We start from the raw sequence: 25,067 nt of genomic DNA, 5'->3' as shown, positions 1-25,067 counted from the left end.
GAGAGGGATGAGAGAGTTCAAGCTCCCCGACGTGGGCGAGGGGCTGACCGAGGCGGAGATCGTCCGCTGGCACGTGAAGGTGGGCGATCCGGTCAAGGTCAACCAGACCATCGTGGAGATCGAGACCGCCAAGGCCGTGGTCGAGCTGCCCTGCCCGTTCGAGGGTGTGGTCTCGGCCCTGCTGGCGGACGAGGGCGAGACCGTCGATGTGGGCAGGCCCATCATCGCGGTGGACGACGGCTCCGCCCCCACGGCTCCTCCGGCCCCGGCCGGCGGCGAGTCCCGGCCGGGCGGGTCCGGGCCCGGGTCAGGTGAGGCGTTGTCCGGTGAGACGGTGGCGGACGGACAGGACGGCGCGGCCGCCGTGCCCGCGGACCGTGGCCAGGCCCTGGCCGACGACATGGTCCCGGCCGCTCCCAAGGCGGGCAAGGAGGAACGCCAGCCGGTCCTGGTCGGGTACGGGGTCAAGCTGGGCGCGGCCAGACGCCGCCCCCGCAAGCAGCCTCCCGCCCCCTCCGGATCCGCCGCTCCTTCCGTGTCCGCCGTGTCCACCGCGCCCGCTCCTTCCGCGTCCACCGCGTCCACCGCGCCCGCTCCTTCCGTGTCCACCGCGTCCGCCGTACCCGATGCGGGAGCCGGGGCGGGCCGGGTCGCGGTGCTGGCCAAGCCGCCGGTGCGCAAGCTCGCCAAGGACCTCGGGGTCGACCTCGCCACGCTCACCGGGACCGGGCCGCAGGGCTCGATCACCCGGGACGACGTGCACACGGCCGCGAACGCGGTGCCCGCGTGGGACGCCGGAGCCGCCCGCCCGGCGGCGCGCGCCGTACCGGCCGGGGGCGAGGAGCGCATCCCGGTCAAGGGGGTGCGGAAGGCGACCGCGCAGGCCATGGTGGCCTCGGCGTTCACCGCGCCGCACGTCACCGAGTTCCTCCAGGTGGACGTGACCGCGACCATGGAGGCGGTCGCCCGGCTGCGCACCCTCCCGGACTTCGCCGAGGTCAAGGTCTCGCCGTTGCTCCTGGTCGCCAAGGCCGTGCTCGTCGCCGCCCGCCGCCACCCGATGATCAACTCGGCGTGGGACGAGGCGGCGCAGGAGATCGTGGTCAAGCACTACGTGAACCTGGGCATCGCCGCCGCCACCCCGCGCGGCCTGCTGGTCCCCAACGTCAAGGACGCCCACGCCCTGTCGCTGCCGGAGCTGGCGGCGGCGCTCGGCGCTCTCACCGAGACCGCCAGGGCCGGCCGCACCCAGCCCGCCGACATGGCGGGCGGCACGTTCACGATCACCAACGTGGGCGTGTTCGGGGTGGACGCCGGGACGCCGATCCTCAACCCGGGGGAGTCGGCGATCCTGGCCTTCGGGCAGGTCCGGGACCTGCCGTGGGTGGTGGACGGGCAGATCGTGCCGCGCAAGGTGTGCACGCTCGCGCTCTCCTTCGACCACCGGGTGGTGGACGGCGAGCTCGGCTCGCTGTTCCTGCGCGACGTCGGAGCCATGCTGGAGGACCCGCTCCGGATGCTCGCCTGGAGCTGATCGGGAGCGCGGAGCCGAGGCGAGCGGGCCGAGGCGAGCGGGCCGAGGCACGAGGGCTGAGGCACGAGGGCTGAGGCACGAGGGCCGGGGCACGAGCTCCACCCCGCCCCGGGGACGTGACCCGGGGCGGGGGACCGCGGGCGGCGGCCGTACGCTGGCGGGCATCCGAACCGAAAGGACGATCATGTTCCGCCACGTCGTGCTGTTCACCTGGGCCGAGGACGCCACCGACGAGCAGAAGGCCGCGGTCGCCGCCGGACTGGGCAGGCTCCCGGACGCCATCCCGGAGATCCGCGCCTACGCCCTGGGCTCCGACGCGGGAGTGAACCCGGGCAACCACGAGTTCGCACTCGTCGCGGACTTCGACAGCGTCGACGACTACCTGGTCTACCGTGACCACCCGGTGCACCAGGCCGTGATCGCCGAGCACGTCAAGCCGATCCTGGCCGCCCGCGCGGCCGTGCAGTTCACCGTCTAGGACGGTCACGCCCAGCGCAGGGCCCGGGCGCCGGGCATCGGATGCTCCCGCAGGTACCGGGCGCCGGTCATGAAGTGCACCCCCCTCCCGCGTGCCGAGGTGGACGGGACGAGCGACTTGGCGCGGGCGGTGGGGCCGGAGGAGCCGAGCCAGACGCGCACGCCCAGCGCCTCGGAGACCGCCGTGGGCCAGTCGCTGATCCCCTCCACGTAGTGCGGGCGGGCCTTGCCCAGCAGCGCGGTGAGCTCGGCCTGGCCGGCCAGGTCGCCCTTCTCGCCCACCGGGAGCTCGCCGATGTCGTAGGAGTCGCACATCCGTGACACCGGAGCGTCCAGGTGGGTCAGGGCCAGCAGGTCCACCCCGCCCGCCGCCCGCAGCGCGTAGCGGTGGGCCACGGCGTCGAAGTGGCCGGTCCGGAACGGTCCCTGCCAGGGGCCGGACGGGTTGTGCGGCTCGGGGAGCCTCAGCTCCGGGTCCTCGGTGACCAGGGGGCCCGGCCCGTGCCGGGGGGTGTAGGTGCGCAGCACGCCGAGCCGTACGGCATGCTCCCCGTCGAGCAGGGAGAAGGCGTTGTCGAAGGTCGTGGTGCTCCAGGTCGTGTAGGGGTGGAAGCCGTACCACTCGTCGAGCAGCACCCCCTGGGCGCCCTCGAAGACCACGGGGCGTTTGCGCAGCAGTTCGCTGAGGTGGGAGGGGTCGACCAGCCGCACCCGCTGGGCGAACGCCTGGTAGGCGGCCAGGCAGTCGGCGGTCGGGGGCACGTCCGCGCCGAGCCGGTCGCCGAGCCGCTCACGCAGCAGGTTCAGCTTCTGCCCCAGCAGGCCGGGCCGCTCGCAGTCGCCGACCTTCGGAGCCACGAACGGGTTCTCCAGCGCGTAGGCCATCACCTCGCCGACGCCCATGCCGCAGGACCCGTGCCGGTTCGCGCCGCGCTCCCGTTCGCGGGCCCGCCCGGCTGCGATGTGGTACGGCGTGGCCAGCAGGGCCTCACGGTCGATCGTGAGCATGCCGTACGGCTGGGAGACGCCGAGACGGCGCAGGTGCTCGGCCTCGGCGGCGAGCGCGAAGGGATCCACCACCATGTACCGGGAGAGATGGGTCGGCACACCGCGCAACGTTCCGGAACCGAACTGCGCGAACGTGTGGTGCCGTCCGTCGGGCAGGACGACGTTGTGCCCGGCCTGCGCGCCCCCGTTGAACCTGATCACCGCGGTGACGCCGCCCTGGGCGCAGAGCCAGTCCACGACGCCGCCCTTGCCCGCGTCGCCGTATCCCAGATCGACGACGATCATGTGATCTTTCACAGCCGCGTCACCCCGCTCTCGCCGCGTTCGAGACCGGGACCGTCGTCCACCACGAGCGCGCCGCGGTCCAGCCTGGCCAGCGCCCTGGAGACCGAGGCCCCCGCGTCGGAGCCGAGCTCGCCCAGGTCGCTGAGGCCTTCGTCGAGGCCGATGGCGTCCTCGCCGAGACCGACGGTGAGGGCGATCGTCTCGCAGACCATGCCCAGGTCGTCCAGCTCCAGGACGTTCTGTCCCAGCAGTTCGCGCCAGCGCCTGAGCACGCCTCCCTCCCCGGCGTGGTACGTCCCGGCGGGGATGATGTAGTAGACGTCGTACTTGCGGGTCAGCTCGGTGATGATGTCGGTGATGGGGATGTCCCGGTCCAACCGGTCGCCGATGACCGCGCAGACCTGGCGGCGGCTCACGTTCGGGTACGGCAGCTCGTCCCCGATGATGAACAGGTAGCCCCGGCGTCCCCGCTTCTCGAAGCAGTCGATCGAGGTGTGCCGGGCCATGAAGTACATCGCGAGCTCGTAGGACTCGCTCATCTGCCCGCCGCCCCCGCCCTCCAGCAGGATGTTGCCGAGGTGCTCGTCCATGCGGTTGTCGGACTCGAACTGCCCGATCTGCAGGGGCGCGCGGTCGCAGGTGGCGTCGCCGATCGCGCCGAACAGGATCTGCGGGTCGGTGGCGTACCCCTTGCGCAGCAGCAGGCCGAGCAGGTCGGGCAGCTTGCTCTGCAGGACGCGCGGCACGTCGCCCATCGAACCGGTCACGTCGAAGAGCACGGCGACGGCCAGCGAGGTGGGGTGCTCGTCGGAGTCGCGGCTCTCGCGGACCGTCACGCCGTGGGGATCGAGGCTCTCGTGCACGGTACGGGCTCCGCTGTCGCTGTAGGCGAAGGCGCTGGCGCCGCGGGCGGCGCGCAGGTGTTCAGCCGCGGTGTAGACGTCGGTGGACCAGATTCCGCTTCCCATGGGGGTCTCCCGTTTCGCGGGTGGCAGGCTTGTCAGAGGTGGAGGGGGCGGTAGCGCCGGGGGCCGTAGAGATCGTCCAGGAGCTCGTCGAGCTCGGCGAGGAGTCCCCAGGCGTCACGCGGGGGGCTCAGCAGGCTTCCCCTGATGAAGGCGCGCATCCGTGCGGGGACGCCGGAGGGGGTGCCTGAGGGGGCGCCGGGGGGAGTGCTGCCGGTGCCGTCCGCCGGTCCGTGCCCGCCGGGGGCGGCGGGACGACCGGTGCGGTGCCCCATGAGCGTGGCGACGCAGTGGGTGGCGAGGCGGATGTCGAGGGTCTCGGTGGCCGGTTCCCGGGCGAGGACGCCGGGCGGGTAGTCGTCGCGGTGCCGCGTCACCAGGGCGGTCAGCGGCGTGCCCAGCGGGACCGACTGGCTCCAGTCGATCAGCACCAGGCCGTGTTCGATCGGGTGGACCAGCACGTGGTGGCCGAAGACGGCGCCGTGCACGACCCCGGCGCGATGGGCCGCGCCGATCGCCACCAGCAGCCGCCGCCAGATCCACGCCGCGTCCCGGGGGTCCAGCGGTGACCTCCGCCGGGCGATCTCGGCCAGGGTCAGGAACCCGTCCGGCACCCTGCTGATCACGTTGGCCTGCCGTTCCACCCCGCCCGAGCGGTAGCGGAACGACTCCACCAGCCGGGGCACGTACGGCAGGAGCAGCGGATCGCCTTCGCGCTCGATCACCCTGAGAGCCTCGGCCTCACGCCGGACGAGGTCGTTGTCGGCCGGGTTCCGGACCAGCTTGACCAGGGTGTCCTCGTCGGTCCTGTAGAGCACGGCGGTGGCGCCCCGCCGGTGGATCCCGGTGATCCGGTGGGTCCCCCGCCTGGTGGTGATCACTCTCGGGCGGCCCGCGCTCCCGTGGCGGGCCGCCCAGAGCCGGGCCAGCTTGACGAAGGCCGCGGCGGCGTCCGGGCGGGAGGCGAGGTCCGGGTGGAGGAGCCGGGCGAGCCGCCGGTAGGCGCGCTCCGGGTTGTCTCCGGAGAACAGGTCTTCCGGGTCCGTGGCGGCGTTCACCAGGGTGATCGCCTCCGCTGTCGTGTTCGCCGGATCTCCTCGTGCCCCGGTCGGTTCGGCGGTCATCGGATCTCCCCTCGGTCCGGTCGCGGTCATCGGGTTTCCCTCGGTCCGGTCGTGGTCGTCGGGCCCTCTCCCGGTCCGGTCGCGGTCGTGGTCACCGGATCTCCTCCTCCCGCTCCGGTCGCAGCAGAGCGGGATGGAGGAGCCGGGCGTCTCCCGCGCGGTAGAGCTTGGCCCGGGGCCCGCCCCGCGCCCCGCCGCTCTCGGTGGTCTCGCCGGTGCTCTCCACGAACCCGGGGACCGACAGGATCTTGCGGTGGAAGTTTCCGGCGTGCAGCGGGACGCCCCACACCGTCTCGTAGACCCTGCGCAGCTCGGAGATCGTGAACCTCGGGCCGACGAACGCGGTGGCCAGCGGGGTGTACTCCAGCTTGGCCCGCGCCCGTTCGAGCGCGTGCCCCAGGATGCGCTCGTGATCGAAGGCGAGCTTCGGCAGGCGGTCCACGCCGTACCACGCGGCGTCGGTGGCGTCGGACCCCGCCTGCGGGTCGGGCAGGTCCGGAGCGAAGGCCAGGTAGGAGACTGACACGATCCGCATCCGCGGGTCCCGGTCAGGTGCCCCGTAGCTGGCCAGCTGCTCGATGTGGACCCGGTCGGTCATCCCCGTCTCCTCGGCCAGCTCCCTGGCCGCGGCCTGGTCCAGGTCCTCTCCGGGCCGGATGAACCCGCCGGGCAGCGCCCACCGCCCCAGGAAGGGCGGCTCCCCCCGCTCGACCAGGAGCACGTGCAGCACGCCCCCGATGATCGTGAGCGCGACCACGTCGACGGTCACGGCGACCGCCGGGTATGACCGCGGGTCGTAGCCGGCCAGGTACTCGTGTTCATCCATGTCGGTCCTTCTCAATCTGAGATACTCTCAGTATGAGAATAACGGTCGGCCGAGTCAACCCCTGCCCGCGAGCTCGAACGGCCGGGCCGCCGGAGCAGTGTGACGAGAATCATTCAGATCGCCGGATGCGCTGCCGAGAAGAGGGGAGACCCGTCGAAAGGCTGTCTGATGCTTCTGCTCCGTAACACCCCCATCCTGGCCAAGCTGGCCGTCCTCGCGACGGTGGCCGTCATCGGCATCCTGACCATGGGCGCGATCCGCTTCGCCGACATCGAGCCCACCGAGCTCGCCGCGCGCAAGACGAAGGTCCAGAACCTGGTGGAGACGGCTCACTCGGTCGTCGCCGGGTACCACGCCCAGGCGGAGAAGGGCGTGCTGACCACCGAGCAGGCCCAGGCCGCCGCGCTGGCCGCGGTACGGGCGATGCGGTACGGCGACGGCGACTACTTCTGGATCAACGACATGGGTCCGAAGATGGTCATGCATCCGATCAAGCCGGAACTGGACGGCAAGGACCTGTCCGCCAACGCCGACCCCGACGGCAAGCTGCTGTTCGTCGAGTTCGTCAAGGTGGTCCGCGCCCAGGGGACGGGCTTCGTCGAGTACCAGTGGCCCAAGCCGGACGCGAGGGAGCCGGTCGCCAAGCTGTCCTACGTCGCCGGGTTCGAGCCGTGGGGCTGGGTCATCGGCACCGGGATCTACATCGACGACATGCAGGCGACCGTCCTCGACAAGGAGCGCGGCACCGTCGTGCAGACCGCCGTGGTCGTGGGCGCCGTCCTCGTCGTCCTCGTCGTGATCGGCCTCAGCATCTCGCGCCCGGTGCGGGCCATGACCGCGGCGACCCGGAGGCTCGCCGACGGCGACCTCCAGGTCGCGCTGCCCCCGGCGTCGCGTGACGAGATCGGCCGGATGGCCGGCGCCCTCGGCGTGCTGCGGGACGGTCTGGCCGGCAAGCAGGCCCTGGAGCGCGAGCACGAGGAACTGCGGGCGCGCGCCGAGGAGGACCGCCGCCGCTCCGCCGACGTGCTGGCCGCCCGTCTCGACGAGACGGTCTCGACGGTGATCGCCCGGCTCGACGACGCGGTCCTGGCCATGCGGGACGGCGCGGGCGAACTGGCGGCCACCACCGGGGGCCTGGCCGACACCGTCCGGGAGATCTCCGATCTGGCCGGCCACTCGACCCAGACGGCGGCGCAGGCGGCCGCCGAGACGGACAGCGCCAGCGGCACGGTCAACGGCCTGACGACGGCGGCGGAGACCATCGGCGGCGTGGTCGAGGTGATCCGGCGGGTCGCCGCGCAGACCAACCTGCTGGCGCTCAACGCCACCATCGAGGCGGCCCGGGCCGGCGACATCGGCAAGGGCTTCGCCGTGGTGGCCAACGAGGTCAAGGAACTGGCGCAGCAGAGCTCGCAGGCCACCGACGAGATCGCCCGCGAGGTGGAGGCGATCCAGAACACCTCGCAGGGAGCGGCGGAGGTCATCGACCGGATGGCCAACGCCGTGCGGAGCCTCGGCACCAGCACCGAGGAGGTGGCCACGGCCATCGCGGGCGGCGGCGACGCGGAGGGCGTGAGCGTGCGGCGCTCGGCCGAGGCGACCGGACGGGTGGCCGCGCGCATCGCGAACCTGTCGGAGGACCTGGCCGCCGAGGCGGGCCGCCTGCGGACGGAGTTCTCGCATCTTCTGACGGAGATGCGGCAGAGCTGACGCGGGCTCCGCCGCACCGGCGGTGACGGCGGAGAACACGGAGGGGCGGTCCCGTACGAACGGGACCGCCCCTCAGCGCTTACCCGCCGCGGGAGCAGGTGGCCTGGATCCGGCTCAGAACGCGTCCTCCGGGAGCTCCATCAGGTCCTGGTTCGTGGCGGCCAGGATACGGCGCTCGGCGGCCAGGCGCGGCAGGACGGTCTGGACGAAGAACGACGCGGCCGCGACCTTGCCGGTGTAGAACGCCTTGTCCTCGTCCGAGGCGCCCAGCGCGGCCAGGGCGATCTCGGCCTGGCGCAGCAGCAGCCAGCCGATGACCAGGTCGCCGAGGGCGAGCAGGAAGCGGGTGGTGTTCAGGCCGACCTTGTAGACCTCGGCGGGCTTGTCCAGCGAGCCGAGCGCCCAGCCGGCCATGGTGTCGGCCATGGCCTTGACCTCGTCGGCGGCCTCGGCCAGGAGCGCGCGCTCCTGCTTCAGCCGGCCGTTGCCCGCCTCGGAGTCGGCGAAGGCCTTGATGTCGGTGTAGAGCGAGCCGAGGGCGACGCCCTGGTTGCGCAGGACCTTGCGGAAGAACAGGTCCAGGCCCTGGATCGCGGTGGTGCCCTCGTAGAGGGAGTCGATCTTGGCGTCCCGGATGTACTGCTCGATCGGGTACTCCTGCAGGTAGCCGGAGCCGCCCAGGGTCTGCAGCGAGCGGGCGAGCATCTCGTAGGAGCGCTCGGAGCCGACGCCCTTGACGAGCGGGAGCAGCAGGTCGTTCATCGCCTCGGCGTGCTCGTCCCGGCGGCCCTCGAACTCGGCGATCTGCACGGCGTCCTGGTAGGAGGCCGTCAGCAGGACCAGAGCCCGCATGCCCTCGGCGTACGACTTCTGGAGCATCAGCTCGCGGCGCACGTCCGGGTGGTGGGTGATGGTCACGCGCGGGGCGGACTTGTCGGCCATCTGGGTCAGGTCGGCGCCCTGCACGCGGGACTTGGCGTACTCCAGCGCGTTCAGGTATCCGGTGGACAGGGTGGCGATGGCCTTGGTGCCGACCATCATGCGGGCCTGCTCGATGACCATGAACATCTGCTTGATGCCCTCGTGCACGTCGCCGACGAGCGTGCCGACGGCCGGGTGCTTGTCGCCGAAGGTGAGCTCGCAGGTCGTGGAGACCTTCAGGCCCATCTTCTTCTCGACGTTGGTGACGTAGACGCCGTTGCGCTCGCCGAGCTCACCGGTCTCCAGGTCCACGTGGTACTTGGGCACCAGGAACATCGACAGGCCCTTGGTGCCGGGGCCGTGCCCCTCGGGGCGGGCCAGCACCAGGTGGAAGATGTTCTCGGCCATGTCGTGCTCGGCGCTGGTGATGAAGCGCTTGACGCCCTCGATGTGCCAGGTGCCGTCGGGCTGCCGTACGGCCTTGGCCCGGCCGGCGCCCACGTCGGAGCCCGCGTCGGGCTCGGTGAGCACCATGGTGGCGCCCCACTGCCGCTCGATGGCCAGCTCGGCGAAGCGCTTCTGCTCGTCGGTGCCGATGGTGTGCAGGATGTGGGCGAAGCCGGGGCCGCTGGAGTACATCCACAGGGCCGGGTTGGAGCCGAGGATGAGCTCGGCCAGGGCCCAGGCCACGCTGCGCGGCACGCCCGGGCCGCCCATCTCGGCGGGCAGGTCGAGGTTGGTCCAGCCGGCGTCGCGCATGGCGAAGAAGGACTTCTTGATGCCCTCGGGCATCTTCACCGTGCCGGTCGCCGCGTCGAACACCGGCGGGGTACGGTCGCCCTCTTCGAAGGAGTCGGCGAGCACGCCCGTGGCCATGCGGTTGAGCTCGTCGAGCATGCTGCGGACGATGTCCTCGTCCAGCTCGGCGTAGCGGCCGGTGCCCAGAATCTCCCGGCGTCCGAACACCTCGAAGAGATTGAACTCCAGGTCACGGATGTTGCTCTTGTAGTGGCCCATGGGCTCTGCTCCTTGAAACCGGGGAACCGGGACTCGCGACAGGGGTCTACTGGTCAGTAACCTTACTGACAATGCTACCCGCCGGTAACCCCTGGAAAACAGCACCAGTGGGGACGTTTGTCACATCGGCCAGGGGAAGACGATCCTTATGGCTCTTCCTCCGTTGCGCCCGGCTGAGCTCCCGGACCCTCAGCCGCTGCGGAAGGTGCTCGGCCCGGGAGTCATCGCGGCGGGGGTCGGTCTCGCCTCCGGCGAGTTCGTCATCTGGCCCTACATCTCCGCCAACGTCGGCCTGGTCTTCCTGTGGGCGGCCGTGGTCGGCGTGGTCGCCCAGTACTTCCTGAACATGGAGATCGAGCGGTACACGCTCGCCACCGGGGAGACCGCGCTGACCGGGTTCAGCCGCCTGTGGCGGCACTGGGGCCTGCTGTTCGCGTTCATGGCGGTGCTGGCCAACATCTGGCCCGGCTGGGCCACCAGTTCGGCCACCGTCCTCACCTACGCCGTGGGCGGAGGGGACGTCACCGTCATCGCCGTGATCGAGCTGCTGCTGATCGCGGTGGCGCTCACCCTGTCGCCGGTCATCTACCGGACCGTGGAGGCGACCCAGTTCATCAAGGTGGGCGCGGTCGTCGTCTTCCTGGTGATCGCGGTGTTCCTGGCCATCACCGGGGACGCCTACCGGGGGCTGGGCGAGGCGGTCACCCATATCGGCCAGGTCCCCGCCCAGCTCGGCGCGGCGCTCGTGCTCGGCGCGATGGCCTTCGCCGGCGCGGGCGGCGGGCAGAACCTGGTGCAGAGCAACTGGATCCGCGACAAGAACATGGGCATGGGCGCGCGCATCCCGCGCCTGGTCTCCCCGGTGACCGGTGAGGACCAGGCCGCCCCCGCCACCGGCTACACCTTCGAGCCCGACGAGGCCAACCTGGCCCGCTGGCGCGGATGGTGGCGGGTGGCCAACATCGAGCAGCTCGTCTCGTTCGTGGCCATCACCGTCTTCACGATCTTCCTGATGTCGATGCTGGCCTACTCCACGGTCTTCGGCGCCGAGACCGCCAACAACGTGACGTTCCTGCGGACCGAGGGCGAGGTGCTCAACGAGCGGCTGTCGTGGTTCGGCACGTTCTTCTGGGCCATCGGCGCGCTGTCGCTGTTCGCAGCCAGCATGGGCATCTGCGACTACGTCGGCAGGATGGTCGCCGACATCGTCAAGACGGTCTATCTGCCGAACAGCGCGCGATGGACCGAGAGCCGCATCTACAGCCTGGTCGTCTGGTTCATCGTGCTGTTCGGCATCACGATGCTCGTGATCGGCTTCGACCAGCCCATCACGCTGCTGGTGATCTCGGCGAGCGTCGGCGGGATCATGATGTTCCTCTACTCGGCCCTGCTCGTCGTCCTCAACCGGAAGCTGGTTCCCCAGGCCATCCGCGTCCGCGGCTACCGCATGGTGATCGTGCTGCTGACGTTCGCGTTCTTCGGGTACTTCTCGGTGCTGACGTTGATCGACCAGTTCGGCAAGCTCTTCTGACGCCGCGACCCGCGACCCGCGCCCCAGGCTCCGGCCTCCGGCCTCCGGGCTCCGGCCTCCGGGCTCCGGGCTCCGGGCTCCGGGCTCCGGGCTCCGGGCTCTTCTAGGCTCTGGGGCATGAAGGAGCCTGCGGACCTCAAAGGACTGGCGGAGCGCTGGCGGTCGGATCTGGCGGGATGGGGCATCCCGGACGAGATCGCGGCGAAGGCCCCGGCCGACCCGTGGCGGCACTCGCCCGCCCGGTTCGCCGAACGCACCGACCGCGCGCTGGCGGACCCGGAGGGCCCCACCCTGGCCCGGGTCGCCGAGGCGCTGCCGGAGCACGGGACGGTCCTCGACGTGGGCGCGGGCACCGGCGCGGCCTCGCTCCCGCTGGCCCGCCTCGGCCGCGGGACCGGGCTCCTCGGCGCACTGGTCGCGGTCGACACCTCGGAGGGGATGCTGGCCGAGCTGGAGTCCCGGGCCGAGGCGCTGGGCGTCCCGGTGACGATGATCCGGGGCCGCTGGCCGGACGTCGCCGGGGAGACTCCCGAAGCCGATGTCGCGATGGCGGCCCATGTCGTCTACAACGTTCCCGACCTGCCCGGCTTCCTGGCCGAGCTGACCCGCCACGCCCGCCGCCGGGTCGTCCTGGAGCTTCCGTACCGGCACCCGATGAGCTGGCTCACCCCGCTCTGGGCCCATTTCCACGGCATCGGCCGTCCCGAGCGGCCCACGGCCGACGACGTGGCCGCCATCGCCGGGCGGATGGGGTACGGAGTCCGCCGGCAGGAGCGCCTGGCTCCGCTGAGCCGGTTCTCGGACGTGGCGGAGCTGGCCGAGAGCGCCTGCCGCAGGCTCTGCCTCCATCCGGACCGGGCGGAGGAGGTCGTCGCGGCCGTCGCCGAGCTGGACATGTGGCCGGTGCCGAGGGATCGCTGGGTCACGCTCTGGTGGGACCCGGCGTGACTGCCGTGGCGGTTACGGAGTAACCGGCTTGGCACTGTAGAGGGTTACAACACCGGCTTGACGGTTTAGGCGGTGTCGCGGTTGGGTGGTCGCATGATTGACGTCCACTACGTGACTTTCGACTGCGCGCAGCCGTACGAGCTGGCGACCTTCTGGCGCGACGCCACCGGGTTCGAGTTCGACCCGGACACCGACAAGGACGACGACGAGATCCTGCTCGTCGGAAAGATCAACCTGCTCTTCATCAAGGTCCCCGAGGGCAAGACCGTCAAGAACCGCGTCCACCTGGACGTCACCGGCTCCGAGGGCACCACCCGCGACCAGGAGGTCGAGCGGCTGCTCGGGCTCGGGGCCACGATCGAGTCCGACCGCCGCAACCCCGACGGCACCGGCTGGGTGACCATGCTCGACCCGGAGGGCAACGAGTTCTGCGTCTGCCGGAGTGAGGCGGAGCGGGAGCAGCAGGGGCAGGAGGCGGAGCGGGAGCAGCAGGGGCAGGAGGCGGGGCAGGGCTGATCCCGCGGCGGTCCCGTCGCGGACGGGAGGGATCGGCTCTTGCCGGAACGATGTTCTGCCGGTCATGCTGCGAACATGAGTGCCCCCAGCGCGTCGGCGAGCATCGAGATCTCCGCACCGCCCGAGACGGTCTACGACCTGGTCGCCGACCTCACCGACATGAGCGCCTGGAACACCGAGTGCGAGCGGGTCCGCTGGGTCGGTCCCGTCCGGGAGCCGCGGCCGGGCGCCAGGTTCCGGGGGATCAACCGCAACGGCTGGCGGCGCTGGTCGACGATCTGCACGATCACCGCCGCCGACCCCGGCCGGACCTTCGCCTACCACGTGCGCGCGGGCGGCGTGTTCGACGTGGCGATCTGGCGGTTCGACATCACGGAGACGGAGAGCGGCTGCCGGGTGGAGCAGAGGACCTGGGACCGGAGGGGGCTGTTCATGCGCGTCGTGGGCGACCTCGCCACCGGCGTGGCGGACCGGGCGAGCCACAACGCCGTCAACATGCGCCGGACCCTGGAGAGCCTCAAGGCCGTCGCGGAACGGCCCTGAGGGTCAGCGGCCGGAAGGCAGGGACGACTGGCCCCGTCCCCTCATGGTCAGCGCCAGCACCGCGGTGATCAGGTAGACCGCGACGCCGCCCTGGAGCGCGTCCAGCCCCGCGCTGAACGGGCCCTCGCCGTCGATGACGAGCTGCACCGGGTACATGAGCGCGGCGGCGCCGAGCGACGGGTAGAGGGAGAAGCGCCACGGGTGGCGCAGCGCCCAGGAGCGGGCCTGCCGGGTCACCCGGTCACCGGCGCCGGGCCTGGAGATCGCACCGACCGCCGCGACCAGCGCGAACAGGCTGATGCCCAGGCAGAGAGCCCAGGTCAGGCTGGCGGCCCCGGGCAGGATGACGCCCAGGCCGAAGCTGGTCGCCGCCACCGCGCCGCCGGCCACCGCCGCGCTCTTCCAGGGCGCCCCGTGCAGGGCCGCGCCGGCGAGGGAGATCTCGTCACGTCGAGTCAGTTCTTCTTTCATGACAACAGAGTGCGCTTTCGAACCCCCTGTCCACATCGGGGGGCAACCCTGATCCTGCCCTGACCCCCGCCCCCGACTAGGTTGATCGTCATGTCAGTGGAATTCCGCACCGCCAGCATCGAGGACCTCCCGGCGATCGTCGCCATGATCGCCGACGACTCCATCGCCGCGGACCGGACCGGCACGTACGGCCCGGAGCACCGCGCCGCGTTCGAGGCCATCACGGCCGACCCGAACAACGAGCTGATCGTGGCCGAGCGGGACGGCGAGGTGGTGGGCACCATGCAGCTCACCTGCATCCCGGGGATCTCCCGGCGCGGCGCCCTCCGCATGCAGATCGAGGCCGTACGGATCACCGCGGCCCTGCGCGGTCACGGGCTCGGCCGGAAGATGATGGAGTGGGCGGTCGAGCGGGCCCGCGAGCGCGGCTGCGCCGTGGTCCAGCTCACCACCGACAAGCGGCGCAGGGACGCCCACCGGTTCTACGACTCCCTCGGCTTCGTCGCCTCCCACGAGGGCTACAAGCTCGTCCTCGACTGAGGCTCAGGCGGGGGCGACCTCCACGAGGTTGTCGTGGTAGACGGCGCCGCGGCCCATGTCGGCGTCGCGCTCCTCCACCACCGCGTTGACCCCGGCGCCGTCCGGGTTCAGCTTGGGCCAGTGCCCCTTGGCGGACGCCACCACGCCGGGCCGTACCTTCTCGCTGATCTCCACGTCGGCCTCGAACGCGCCACCGGCGTTGAACACCCGGACCCGCTGCCCGTCGGCCAGCCCCCGGGCCGCCGCGTCGGCCGGGTTGACCAGGACCCGCGGGCCCTTGGAGCGGCGCAGCAGCTCGGGGTTGTTGCCGAAGGTCGTGTTGAGGAAGGTGTGGGAGGCGGGCGTGACCAGCGTCAGCGGGTACGGCCCTCCGGCGGCCACGGCCGTGTGCGGCGGGACGTAGGCCGCTCCCCGGGGGAGGCGCATCCTGCCGGAGGGGGTGGGGAAGCCGCCGTCGGCGAACGGCGCGAACGGCTGCGGCACGTTGAGCCGGACCCAGCCCTCCTTGCGCAGCCGGTCCACCGTGATCCCGTCCAGGGACGGGTGCCCCGAGGACAGCAGCTGCTCGGCCAGCTCCAGGTCGGAGTCGAACAGCGAGGGCTCGGTCAGGCCCATGTGCCCGGCCAGGCGGCGGAACGTCTCGGTGGTGGACAGGCACTCGCCCGGCGGCTCGACGGCCGGTTCGTTCCACATCAGGTACATGTGCCCGTATCCGGCGTGCAGGTCCATGTGCTCGATCTGCATGGTCGCCGGCAGCACGATGTCGGCGTAGTCCACGGTGTCGGTGGGGAACTGCTCCATCACGACCGTGAACAGGTCCTCGCGCAGGAGTCTCTCGCGGATGCGGTTCTGGTCGGGGGAGGAGCCCACCGGGTTGGCGGTGTAGACCCACAGGCACTTCACCGACTCGTCCAGCTCGGTGGCGAGCCGGGTCATGGTGAGCGTGCGGACCGGCCCCGGCCGCAGGTTGTCGCGGGTGTCGATGTCCAGGTGGACGTGGCCGCTGGTGGAGTAGGCGACCCCGCCGCCGGGGTGGCGCCAGTCGCCGGTCACCCCGGGGATGGAGGCGATCACGCGCATCGCGGCGCCGCCGCCCGCGTGCCGCTGGATGCCCATGGTGGCGCGGATGGCGGTGGGCCGGGTGCGCGCCAGGCGCAGGCCCAGGGCCCGGATGCCGGCCTCGGGCAGTCCGGTGATCTCCGCGACGCGCGCCGGAGGGTGACGCAGGATCTCCTCGCGGAACTCCGCCCAGTTCTCCGTGTGGTTCTCCAGGTAGTCGCGGTCCTCCGCGCCCTCGGCCAGCACGACGTGGAGCAGCCCGAGCGCCAGCGCCGCGTCGGTGCCCGGCAGGATCGGCAGGTGTTCGTCGGCCTGCTCGGCCGTACGGGTGCGGATCGGGTCGATCGCCACCACGTACGCCCCGGCCGCGCGGGCGTCCTGGATGAACTTCCACAGGTGGTGCCCGCTGGTCAGCGTGTTGGTGCCCCAGAGCAGGATCAGCCGCGAGAGCGCGAAGTTCTCCGGGTCCATCCCGCCGGGCGTGCCGTTGGTCTTCACCAGGCCGGAGTTGCCCGCCGTGGAGCAGATGTTCAGGAAGTGCCGGGAGGCACCCAGGACGTTCCAGAACCGCCGGCCTGCGACGCCCTCGCATCCCTGCAGGTAGCCCAGGCTTCCGGTGCCGTTGTAGGGCCAGATCGCCTCGCCGCCGTGCTCGTCGACGATCGCGCGCAGCCGTACGGAGATCTCCTCCAGGGCCTCGTCCCAGGAGATCCGCTCGAACACGCCCGCGCCCTTGGGGCCGATCCTGCGCATCGGGTGGAGGATGCGGTCGGCCGCCCGGGTGTGTTCCAGGTAGCGGTTGACCTTCACGCAGAGCGCGCCGCGGGTGTAGGGGTGGTCGGGGTTGCCGCGCAGCTTGACGGCCTCGCCGTCCTCGACCGTCACGACCCACGAGCACGTGTCCGGGCAGTCCAGCGGACACGCCCCCAAAATCTGCATTTCACCCGCCATGATTTGACTTTACCGGTGCGGGGTCGGCAGAACTCCCGGACATCCGGCGCTCCCGGCCGCGGAGGAGGCTCCCGGGCGTACGGGCAGCTCCCGGGCGTACGGGCAGCTTCCGGGCCTACGAGCAGCTTCCGTGCGCACGGGAAGGGGGTACGGCCGGCCCGGCCGTACCCCCTCGTCACCGTCCCCCCGCTACGGGGCGACGGTCATAGGCGATCAAGCGGTGATCACATCGGCACGCCGACGTGGTCATGCTCGTGGTCATGGCCGCCGCCGCCGGTCCCCGGCTGGTTGGAGCCGGGGGTGCCGCCGCCGGGCAGCTGCGCGCTGTAGGCGTAGACGAACGTCGCGGTGGCGATCGCACCGGTGTTCACCTTCAGCGCCTTGTCGTTGATGTTGTCGATGGTGTCGCACGCCAGGTGGTAGCACTTGTCGTAGGCGACGCCCGCCTCACCGCCGAACTTCGCGGCCTCCTCGGCGGTCTTGATGCCCTCGGCGCCGGTGAACAGGCCGCCCGCGGGGATGCCGACCTCGATGAAGGGACCGTAGTCCGAGCGGCCGGTGAAGTCGGTGCCGGTGTACGGCTGGCCGATGGTCTTGAAGTACGACTCGAAGAGCTTCTCGATCTGGTCCGAGCCCGCCGGTCCGGCCGGGGCGCCGACGCCGTCGGAGTTGTCACCGTCGTAGATGCCGAAGGTGTAGTTCGGGGACGCGATCATGTCGAAGTTCAGGTACAGCTTGATCTTGGCCCGCTCCTCGGCGGAGAGGTTGGCCACGTAGTGCTCGGAGCCGAGCAGGCCCAGCTCCTCGGCGCCCCAGAAGGCGAAGCGCAGCTTGTTCTTGGTCGGGAACAGGCCGGCCTTCAGCGCCGTCTCCAGCACGCCCGCGCTGCCCGAGCCGTTGTCGTTGATGCCGGGGCCCTCGGGCACGCTGTCCAGGTGGGCGCCGACCATGACGACCTTGTCCGCGTCGCCCCAGCGGCTCTCGGCCAGCACGTTGTGCGTCTTGCGGTGCAGGTCGCTCTCGGTGTTGGTGACCAGGGTGACCGTCGTCCCGGCGGCGGCCAGCTCCTCACCGATGGCGTAGGTGGTGCCGACGACCGGGATGTTCACGGTGGGGGCGCCGAGGGTGCCGCCGAGCAGGACGCGGCGGTCGTTCGCGCCCTCGCCGGGCTGGCCCTCGTTGAAGATGATCACACCGCTGGCCCCGGCGGCCTGGGCGTTCTCGGCCTTGATCTGGAAGCTGCAGGTGCCGCGCTGCATGAGGGCGATGTTGCCCGCGGTGAAGCCGGCGAAGTCGCTCGCCTCGCAGCCGGAGGTGGAGGTGTTGGGCGTCGGGCTCGGCGGGATCATGACGTCGACGGCCTGCACGGCGGCGGTGACGTTGCCCGAGCCGGAGTAGGTCATGGTCCTGAAGTCGGTGTTGCGCACGTAGGTCTTGGCCGAGGGCGCGACCCGCTGCAGCGAGGACTCCGTGATCTCACGGAAGAACGGGAACTCGAACTCCTGGAGGGTGACCTTGTACCCGGCCCTGCGGAGCCTGTCGGCCACGTAGGCGACCGAGGCGTCGTAACCGGAGGTGCCCGAGGCGCGGGTTCCGCCGTTGGCGTCGGCGATCTGCTGGAACTTCACGAGATGCCGCTTGACTCCCAGGCCCGTGACGGACTTGCTGAGGGCCCGGGGATCCGGATCGGCGGCGGCCGGGGTGGCGGAGATGACGGGAAGGACCAGGGCGGAAGCCGCGGTGACGGCGGCCAGCAGGCCCTTGTACGCGCGTGCGCGCATGCAACACTCCTCTAACACCAATGAAGCAGGAAATCCCCCGTGATCGCGATAAGTGGAACTTAGTGGGATGAATCACCGTTTTGTAAGACCTGCTCGACATTTGTTATCGAGCGGAGTCGAATCAGCGTTCCTGGCGTTCTCGGGAGACACTTGACGGCGACACTGCGGGTGGAGTAACGATCTCGGTCGCCGCGTGCATGGCGGGACGGGGACGGGCGGACGGTGGCCCGGGGCGGTGACCCGGGAGGGCCGCGACCGATGGCGGGATGCCGGTCCATGGAGTCAGCTTTCCAGGAGACCGCCGCCTTTTTCCTGGTAATCGCAGATCGGTGGGTCAATTCTCCATCTCGGAGATATACGAGATGTTGGCGATGTCCGCCTCGTCGGTGCTGACACTCCCGGCGAACCAGGCATCCAGAATCTCCCGGAGCAGCGGAGCCGAGGTCAGCCGGAGACTGATCGCCAGCACGTTGGCGTCGTTCCACTTCCGCGCCCCCGCCGCCGTCTCGGCGTCCACGCACAGCGCCGCCCGGACGCCCGGCACCTTGTTCGCCGCGATCGACGCCCCGGTCCCGGTCCAGCAGCACACGATCGCCTGGTCGGTCACCCCCTCGGCCACGTCACGGGCGGCCCGCGCGCAGCACCACGCCCAGTCGGCCCGTCCGTCGGAAACGGCGCCGTGCGGGACGACCGTGTGCCCGCGTCCTTCGAGTTCGGAGATGAGAATGGGAGCGACACCGTCGAGACTGTCGGAGGCCAGTGAGATACGCATGACTCCGATTGTGGACACTGGACAGAAAGATCGGTGACGCACTTGTAATGCAAAACGGGCAGAATCGCTGGCGGTGAAGGACATCAAGGAACGCGACGGGACGACGGTCGCCCGCGGCACATCGCCGCCGGGCGGAGAGACCGCCGTGCTCGTCGCCGAACCACTGCTCCCGCAGCGGCTCCGGCGCCCCTCCGACGCGCTGCGCTTCCTGGCCACGCTGCTGGGCCTGGCGGCCGTGATCCTGCTCGCGCTGGTGGCGAGAAAGACCCTCAACGGCCTGGAGGCCGACGTCGCCGACGGCACCCGCCGGGTGCCGTTCCTGCTGAGCGGCCTGGTCGGCATACTGGGCGGTGTCGCCATGCTCGCCATCCCCGCCGCGTACGCGGTCGAACGGGTGCTCCACCGTGACGGCCTGCGCGTCGCGGAGGGACTGTTCGCGGCCATCGCCGGGATGGTGCTCTCCTTCGTCCTCGGCGAGTGGATCCTCGGTCCCGGCCCGGAGGACCTGCGGATGCTGCTCACCGGAGGCCGCTCCGGGGTCGAGCCGCTCAACACGCTGCTCACCTCGGTCATCGCCTACGCCACCGCGACGCGCATCTCCCGCCGTCCCACCTGGCGCGCCGCGCTGTGGGCGGCGGTCGCGGTCAACTCGGTCGCGCTGTTCGCCGGGCTGGCCGCCACCATCCCCGGCATCGCCGTCTCCATCCTCGTCGGACTCGCCGTCGGATACGCCACGCTGTACGGCCTGGGCAGCCCCAACACCCGCCCGCCGGGCAGCGCGATCGTCGCCGCGGTCCGCAAACTGGGATTCCACCCGGTCAAGGCCCACCGGCTGGACGACGACCACCAGGGCAGCCGCAGATACGCCGTCGGGCTCAAGGACGGCACCCGCCTCGACGTCACCGTCCTCGACCGCGACCGGCAGGTCGCCGGGCTGCTCTACCGCCTCTGGCGGCGGATCCGGCTCAACTCCGAGACCCGGCGCCGCGCCATCCGCTCGCTCCGCGCCGAGCTGGAGCGCGAGGCGCTGATGGCCTACGCCTCGCAGGCGGCCGGGGTCGGCAGCCCCCGGCTGGTCGGCACGGGCGAGATCGGCGCGGAGGCCGCGCTCCTCATCTACGAACACGTCTCCACCCGGGCGCTCGCCGACATCCCCGACGAGGAGATCGACGACCACCTGCTCGCCCAGATCTGGGAGCAGGTCATGCTCCTGCAGGTCCAGCGGCTCGCCCACCGGCGGCTGACCGGGGACAGCATCCACGTCGACGACGAGGGACGGGTCGTCCTGATGGACGCCCGCAGCGGTGAGATCGCCGCCGGAGACCTGCTGCTCAGCCTCGACATCGCCCAGCTGCTCACCTACCTCGGCCTGCGCGTCGGCGCCGAGCGCTCGGTCCGCGCCGCGGCGGCCGTGACCGGGCCGAACACGCTGGCCACCGCGCTCCCGCTGCTGCAGCGGATCGCGCTCACCCGGGAGACCCGGGCCGCGCTGAACAAGAACAAGGGACTTCTGACCGCGATCCGCGAGAACATCGTCGAGCTCGAACCCAAGGTCGAGGCGGGCGAGGTGCGCCTGGAGCGGTTCCGCCCGCGCACCCTGGTCACGATCATCGCCAGCGCCTTCGCCGCGTATCTCGTGCTCACCTCCCTGACCCGGATCGACCTCAACGTGGTCACCTCGGCGAAGTGGAGCTGGACCGGGGTCGCCTTCGCCGCCGCGATGCTGAGCTACGTGGCCGCCGCGCTGATGCTGAGGGGCTTCGTGCCGGAGAGACTCCCGCTGGGCCGTACCGTGCTCGCGCAGTTCGCCGGATCGTTCGTCAAGCTGGTCGCCCCGGCCGCGGTGGGCGGTGTCGCCATCAACACCCGCTACCTGCAGAAGCGCGGGATCCCGCCGGGTCAGGCGATGGCCAGCGTGGGCGCCTCCCAGCTCACCGGGCTGGCCCTCCACATCGGGCTGCTGCTGCTGTTCGCCTACATCACCGGCTCCAGCACGGCCGCGTCCTTCACCCCGTCGCGCACGCTGGTGTTCGTGCTGCTGGCGGTGGCCCTGGTGCTGGTCATCGTCCTGGGCGTCCCGCGCCTGCGCCGCGTGATCACCTCGCGGCTGCGTTCGCTGTTCTCGGGAGTCCTGCCCCGCCTGCTGGACGTGCTCCAGTCCCCCCGGAAGATCGCCGAGGGGTTCACCGGCACCCTGCTGCTGACGATCTTCTTCGTCCTCTGCCTCGACGCCTGCATCCGGGCCTTCGGCGACTCCCTCAACTTCGCCGCCGTCGCCGTGGTCTTCCTCGCCGGCAACGCCATCGGCTCGGCCGCCCCCACCCCTGGCGGCCTGGGCGCGGTCGAGGTCGCCCTCATCAGCGGCCTCACCCTCGCGGGCCTGCCACAGGGGATCGCCACTCCCGCGGTGCTGCTGTTCCGGCTGCTCACCTTCTGGCTCCCGGTCCTGCCCGGCTGGGCCTCGTTCACCTACCTGCAACGGAACGACGCCCTGTAGGGCCCGTACGGCGCACCGTACGGGCCCTCCCCCATGTCACGGGCCATGACGGGCCATGACAGGCCATGACAGGCCATGTTCAGGGGCCGGAGGGTTCTCAGGCGGCCTCGAGGCTCTCAGACGGCCCAGAGGTTGATGCCGGCCTCGACCGCGTCCTTGTCGATCGCCGCCAGCTCCTCGGGGGTGAACGAGAGGTTCCCCACCGCCGCGAGGCTGTTCTCCAGCTGCGCCACGCTGCTCGCGCCGATCAGCACCGAGGTCACCCGCCTGTCGCGCAACGCCCACGCCAGGGCCATCTGCGCCAGCGACTGGCCGCGCGCCGCCGCGATCTCGTTGAGCCTGCGGACGTGCCGCATGACCTCGTCGGTGAGCATCTCCGGCTTGAGGAAGTGCCCGAGCGACGCCCGCGACCCCTCCGGGATCCCGTCGAGATAACGGTCGGTCAGCATGCCCTGCGCCAGCGGCGAGAACGCGATGCAGCCCACACCCTCGGCCTCCAGCACGTCCAGCAGCCCGCCCTCGATCCACCGGTTCAGCATCGAGTAGGACGGCTGGTGGATCAGCAGCGGCGTGCCCATCTGGCGCAGGATCCGCGCCGCCTCGGCGGTCTGCTCGGGGGAGTAGGACGAGATCCCGGCGTACAGCGCCCTGCCGGAGCGGACCGCGTGGTCCAGCGCGCCCATCGTCTCCTCCAGCGGCGTGTCCGGATCGAACCGGTGGCTGTAGAAGATGTCGACGTAGTCCAGGCCCATCCGCTTGAGCGACTGGTCCAGGCTGGCCAGCAGGTACTTCCGGGAGCCCCACTCGCCGTACGGCCCGGGCCACATGTCGTACCCGGCCTTGGTCGAGATGATCAGCTCGTCCCGGTGACGCGCGAAGTCCTCGCGGAAGTGCCGCCCGAAGTTGGTCTCCGCCGAGCCGTACGGCGGTCCGTAGTTGTTGGCCAGGTCGAAGTGGGTCACCCCGAGGTCGAAGGCCCGGCGCAGGATGTCCCGCTGCACCTCGAAAGGCTTGTCGTCGCCGAAGTTGTGCCACAACCCGAGTGAGACCGCGGGGAGCCTGAGCCCGCTCCTGCCCACCCGGTTGTACGGCTGCCGCCCGTCGTAACGGTCGTCCGCGGCGATATACGTCATCACTCGGCGACCTTCGCGGTGTTGAGGATCCAGGAGAGGGTGAACGCCTCCTCGCGCCAGGAGTCGTACCTGCCGCTGCGGCCGCCGTGCCCGGCGCCCATCTCGGTCTTGAGCAGGAACGGCCCGCCCCGCGCGGTGTCGCGGAGCCGGGCGATCCACTTGGCCGGCTCGTGGTAGAGGACACGGGTGTCGTTGAGGCTCGTGATCGCCAGGATCGGCGGGTAGACCTTCGTCTCCACGTTCTCGTACGGCGAGTAGGACTTCATGTAGTGGTAGACGTCCGGGTTGTGCAGCGGGTCGCCCCACTCGTCCCACTCGATGACGGTGAGGGGGAGCGACGGATCGAGGACCGAGGTCAGCGGGTCCACGAACGGCACCTCGGCGACCACGCCCGCGAAGATCTCCGGAGCGAGGTTGGCCACCGCGCCCATCAGCAGCCCGCCGGCCGAGCCGCCCCGCGCGATGATCTCGGACGACCAGCCCGCCGCCTTGAGGTGCTCGGCGCAGGCGACGAAGTCGGTGAAGGTGTTCTTCTTCCGCTGGAACTTCCCGTCCTCGTACCAGCGGCGGCCCATCTCACCGCCGCCCCGGACGTGCGCGACGGCGAAGACGAACCCCCGGTCCAGCAGGCTCAGCCGGGCCACCGAGAACGACGGATCGATCGAGATCTCGTAGCTGCCGTAGCCGTACAGGACGGTGGGCGCCGGCCGGTCGGTGCCCTTCTTGACCGCGATCGAGATCGGGACCCGGGTGCCGTCCGAGGCGGTCGCCCATTCGCGGAACTGTTCGTAGTCGTCCGGGTCGTAGCCGCCGAGCACGGGTCTGCGCTTGAGCAGGATCAGCTCGCGCGCCTGGAGGTCGTAGTCGTAGACCGACGGCGGAGTGATCATGCTCGTGTAGCCGAGGCGGAGCCGTTCGGTGACGAACTCGGGGTTCCCGGAGGGCGCCGCGTCGTAGATCGGCTCAGGGAAGGAGATCTCGTACGGCTCGCCGTCCGCGGGCAGGATGCGGATGCCGGTCAACCCGTCCCGGCGGAAGTGGACGACGGTGTGGCTGGAGAAGGCGTCGACGTCGAGCAGGCGGGTGTCCTCGCGGTGCTCGATCAGCGGCGTCCAGGTGCCGGGGTCGTCGATCGGGGCCGTGGCCAGCTCGAAGTTCTCGGCGTTGCGGTTGTGCAGGACCAGGAAGCGGTCGCCCGCGTGGTCGATGCCGTACTCGATGCCGGTCTTGCGGGGCCGTACGACACGGAACTCGCCGGTCGGGTCGTCCGCCTCCAGGATGCGGACCTCGCTGGTGATCTTGCTGCCGGAGGAGAGGACGAGATAGCGCTCGCTGCGGGTCAGGCCGACGCCGATCCAGAACCGCTCGTCGGTCTCCTCGTAGACGAGGGCGTCGTCGGCGGCCGGGGTACCGATCACATGCCGGTGGACCTTGTGCGGGCGCCAGGTCTCGTCGACCGTCGTGTAGAAGAACGTGGTGCCGTCCGCCGACCAGGCCCCGCCGTAGAAGATGCCGGGGATCTCGTCGGGGAGGGCCTCGCCGGTGAGGAGGTTCTTCACCTTCAGGGTGAAGCGCTCGTCGCCGGTGAAGTTGACGGAGTAGGCCAGCAGGGTGCCGTCGGGGCTCACCGAGCTGGTGCCGAGGGCGAAGAAGTCGCTGTCGCCGGCCAGCTCGTTGGCGTCGAGCATGACCTGCTCCCCGGGCAGCGACTCGCCCGGCTTCAGCTCGGGAGGAGTGTCGCCCTCCGCGGCGACCCGGCACTGGATGCCGTACTGCTTGCCCTCCTCCGTGCGGGAGTAGTACCACCAGTCGCCCTTGCGGGTGGGGACGGAGAGGTCGGTCTCCAGCGTCCGCCCCTTGATCTCCTGGAAGATCGTTTCCTGGAGGGGTTTCAGGTGTGAGGTCACCTGCTGGGTGTAGGCGTTCTCGGCCTCGAGATAGGCGATCGTCTCGGGGTCGTCCTTGACCGTCAGCCAGGCGTAGTCATCCACCACGGTGTCCCCGTGGTGCACGCGCTCGCTGGGAACCTTCTTCGCCGTAGGCGGCGTCTCGATGCTCACGCGCCGAGTCTATGTTTCCGGTCCCGCCCGGCTCCGGTTTCGGCGTTCCGTCTCGAGCGGTCGCCGGGGACTGCTAATCTTTTGACGTCGGCAAGATCCGGCGCAACCCACTCCAATCACTCAGGTGACTCCGGTGTGGGCTGTCCCGTATATGTCGATAACCCCTTGAAACTCGCGGTTTCAGAGATCGGTTCGCAGAGCCGCTCGATGGCTGGTAAGTTAGAGGGGTTGCCTCGGAGACGGGGCAGGCCGAATTCCCGAAAGATCAGCTCGAACCGGTCAAATTGACACGGAAAAGCGGATCTGAAAGAATAAAGCCACAACGAAGCGAACAAAACGCCCCGGATCGGGACGATCAAGGAAATGATCGGCTCGGGCGGTGTACGCGTCCGTTT

20 protein-coding genes are annotated in these 25,067 nt (G+C 70.7%); 9 read left to right on the top strand and 11 right to left on the bottom strand.

Annotation, left to right across the window (positions count from 1 at the left end; translation table 11 throughout):
• Positions 1 to 7: 7 nt before the first annotated feature.
• Positions 8 to 1,534, top strand: a complete 1,527-nt coding sequence (locus IEZ08_RS31340) for a 2-oxo acid dehydrogenase subunit E2 (protein WP_189243552.1) — start codon at positions 8 to 10, stop codon at positions 1,532 to 1,534.
• 184 nt (positions 1,535 to 1,718) lie between these two features.
• Positions 1,719 to 2,012 (top strand): Dabb family protein, encoded by a 294-nt coding sequence (locus tag IEZ08_RS31335; RefSeq protein WP_068927831.1) that lies wholly within the window; start codon positions 1,719 to 1,721, stop codon positions 2,010 to 2,012.
• Positions 2,013 to 2,017: 5 nt separating this feature from the next.
• Here the strand turns inward: IEZ08_RS31335 and IEZ08_RS31330 are convergent, their stop codons facing one another.
• The 4 genes from IEZ08_RS31330 to IEZ08_RS31315 all read right to left on the bottom strand — a co-directional run bounded on the left by IEZ08_RS31330 (position 2,018) and on the right by IEZ08_RS31315 (position 6,219).
• Positions 2,018 to 3,304: an adenylosuccinate synthetase gene (locus IEZ08_RS31330; protein WP_084780759.1), complete on the bottom strand. Its 1,287-nt coding sequence runs from the start codon at positions 3,302 to 3,304 to the stop codon at positions 2,018 to 2,020.
• An 8-nt stretch (positions 3,305 to 3,312) separates the two neighbouring features.
• A complete protein-coding gene (locus IEZ08_RS31325; protein WP_068927829.1) occupies positions 3,313 to 4,272 on the bottom strand; it encodes a hypothetical protein in 960 nt (319 codons plus the stop codon).
• Between the two features lie 32 nt (positions 4,273 to 4,304).
• Complete coding sequence (locus IEZ08_RS31320; protein WP_068929247.1) at positions 4,305 to 5,393, bottom strand: lipopolysaccharide kinase InaA family protein; 1,089 nt, start codon at positions 5,391 to 5,393, stop codon at positions 4,305 to 4,307.
• A 91-nt stretch (positions 5,394 to 5,484) separates the two neighbouring features.
• Complete coding sequence (locus IEZ08_RS31315) at positions 5,485 to 6,219, bottom strand: NUDIX hydrolase (RefSeq protein ID WP_068927827.1); 735 nt, start codon at positions 6,217 to 6,219, stop codon at positions 5,485 to 5,487.
• Positions 6,220 to 6,387: 168 nt separating this feature from the next.
• Between IEZ08_RS31315 and IEZ08_RS31310 the strand changes: the two genes are divergently transcribed.
• Positions 6,388 to 7,932, top strand: coding sequence for a cache domain-containing protein (locus IEZ08_RS31310; RefSeq protein ID WP_189243551.1), 1,545 nt, complete (start codon positions 6,388 to 6,390; stop codon positions 7,930 to 7,932).
• Positions 7,933 to 8,046: 114 nt separating this feature from the next.
• On the opposite strand, the gene IEZ08_RS31305 is transcribed toward IEZ08_RS31310, so the two are convergent.
• The gene (locus IEZ08_RS31305) at positions 8,047 to 9,870 is read right to left on the bottom strand and encodes an acyl-CoA dehydrogenase (protein WP_068927823.1); all 1,824 of its coding nucleotides are present in this window, start codon (positions 9,868 to 9,870) and stop codon (positions 8,047 to 8,049) included.
• Between the two features lie 148 nt (positions 9,871 to 10,018).
• On the opposite strand from IEZ08_RS31305, the gene IEZ08_RS31300 reads away from it, so the two are divergent.
• The 4 genes from IEZ08_RS31300 to IEZ08_RS31285 all read left to right on the top strand — a co-directional run bounded on the left by IEZ08_RS31300 (position 10,019) and on the right by IEZ08_RS31285 (position 13,408).
• Complete coding sequence (locus IEZ08_RS31300) at positions 10,019 to 11,401, top strand: Nramp family divalent metal transporter (protein WP_068927821.1); 1,383 nt, start codon at positions 10,019 to 10,021, stop codon at positions 11,399 to 11,401.
• A gap of 117 nt (positions 11,402 to 11,518) precedes the next feature.
• Positions 11,519 to 12,349, top strand: a complete 831-nt coding sequence (locus IEZ08_RS31295) for a class I SAM-dependent methyltransferase (protein ID WP_068927819.1) — start codon at positions 11,519 to 11,521, stop codon at positions 12,347 to 12,349.
• Between the two features lie 93 nt (positions 12,350 to 12,442).
• Entirely contained in the window at positions 12,443 to 12,865 is a 423-nt protein-coding gene (locus IEZ08_RS31290) for a VOC family protein (RefSeq protein WP_189243550.1), read from the top strand.
• A 75-nt stretch (positions 12,866 to 12,940) separates the two neighbouring features.
• A complete protein-coding gene (locus IEZ08_RS31285) occupies positions 12,941 to 13,408 on the top strand; it encodes an SRPBCC family protein (protein WP_068927815.1) in 468 nt (155 codons plus the stop codon).
• 3 nt (positions 13,409 to 13,411) lie between these two features.
• Here the strand turns inward: IEZ08_RS31285 and IEZ08_RS31280 are convergent, their stop codons facing one another.
• The gene (locus tag IEZ08_RS31280; RefSeq protein WP_068927813.1) at positions 13,412 to 13,879 is read right to left on the bottom strand and encodes a hypothetical protein; all 468 of its coding nucleotides are present in this window, start codon (positions 13,877 to 13,879) and stop codon (positions 13,412 to 13,414) included.
• A gap of 90 nt (positions 13,880 to 13,969) precedes the next feature.
• On the opposite strand from IEZ08_RS31280, the gene IEZ08_RS31275 reads away from it, so the two are divergent.
• Entirely contained in the window at positions 13,970 to 14,419 is a 450-nt protein-coding gene (locus IEZ08_RS31275; RefSeq protein WP_068927811.1) for a GNAT family N-acetyltransferase, read from the top strand.
• A 3-nt stretch (positions 14,420 to 14,422) separates the two neighbouring features.
• On the opposite strand, the gene IEZ08_RS31270 is transcribed toward IEZ08_RS31275, so the two are convergent.
• The 3 genes from IEZ08_RS31270 to IEZ08_RS31260 form a co-directional block, all read right to left on the bottom strand.
• Positions 14,423 to 16,429: a molybdopterin-containing oxidoreductase family protein gene (locus IEZ08_RS31270; RefSeq protein ID WP_229803724.1), complete on the bottom strand. Its 2,007-nt coding sequence runs from the start codon at positions 16,427 to 16,429 to the stop codon at positions 14,423 to 14,425.
• A gap of 224 nt (positions 16,430 to 16,653) precedes the next feature.
• Positions 16,654 to 18,210: a M28 family metallopeptidase gene (locus IEZ08_RS31265; RefSeq protein WP_068927808.1), complete on the bottom strand. Its 1,557-nt coding sequence runs from the start codon at positions 18,208 to 18,210 to the stop codon at positions 16,654 to 16,656.
• A 334-nt stretch (positions 18,211 to 18,544) separates the two neighbouring features.
• Positions 18,545 to 18,982 (bottom strand): RpiB/LacA/LacB family sugar-phosphate isomerase, encoded by a 438-nt coding sequence (locus tag IEZ08_RS31260; RefSeq protein ID WP_068927806.1) that lies wholly within the window; start codon positions 18,980 to 18,982, stop codon positions 18,545 to 18,547.
• Positions 18,983 to 19,055: 73 nt separating this feature from the next.
• Here IEZ08_RS31260 and IEZ08_RS31255 point away from each other — a divergent pair, with 73 nt between their 5' ends.
• Positions 19,056 to 21,479 carry a lysylphosphatidylglycerol synthase transmembrane domain-containing protein gene (locus tag IEZ08_RS31255; protein ID WP_229803723.1) on the top strand — a complete coding sequence of 808 codons (2,424 nt, stop codon included), beginning with the start codon at positions 19,056 to 19,058 and terminating at the stop codon, positions 21,477 to 21,479.
• 116 nt (positions 21,480 to 21,595) lie between these two features.
• Here IEZ08_RS31255 and mgrA read toward each other — a convergent pair whose 3' ends face one another.
• A complete protein-coding gene (mgrA, locus tag IEZ08_RS31250) occupies positions 21,596 to 22,612 on the bottom strand; it encodes an L-glyceraldehyde 3-phosphate reductase (protein ID WP_189243549.1) in 1,017 nt (338 codons plus the stop codon).
• On the bottom strand, positions 22,612 to 24,672 hold the full coding sequence (locus IEZ08_RS31245) for a S9 family peptidase (RefSeq protein ID WP_189243548.1): 2,061 nt from the start codon (positions 24,670 to 24,672) through the stop codon (positions 22,612 to 22,614). Before IEZ08_RS31245 ends, mgrA begins: the two co-directional genes overlap by 1 nt.
• Positions 24,673 to 25,067 lie beyond the last annotated feature (395 nt).

The sequence above is a fragment of the Planobispora rosea genome (assembly GCF_014648175.1).
Lineage (GTDB): Bacteria > Actinomycetota > Actinomycetes > Streptosporangiales > Streptosporangiaceae > Planobispora > Planobispora rosea.
Note: the sequence above shows the minus strand (reverse complement) of the source record. Positions and strands in the feature narration are given on the sequence as shown.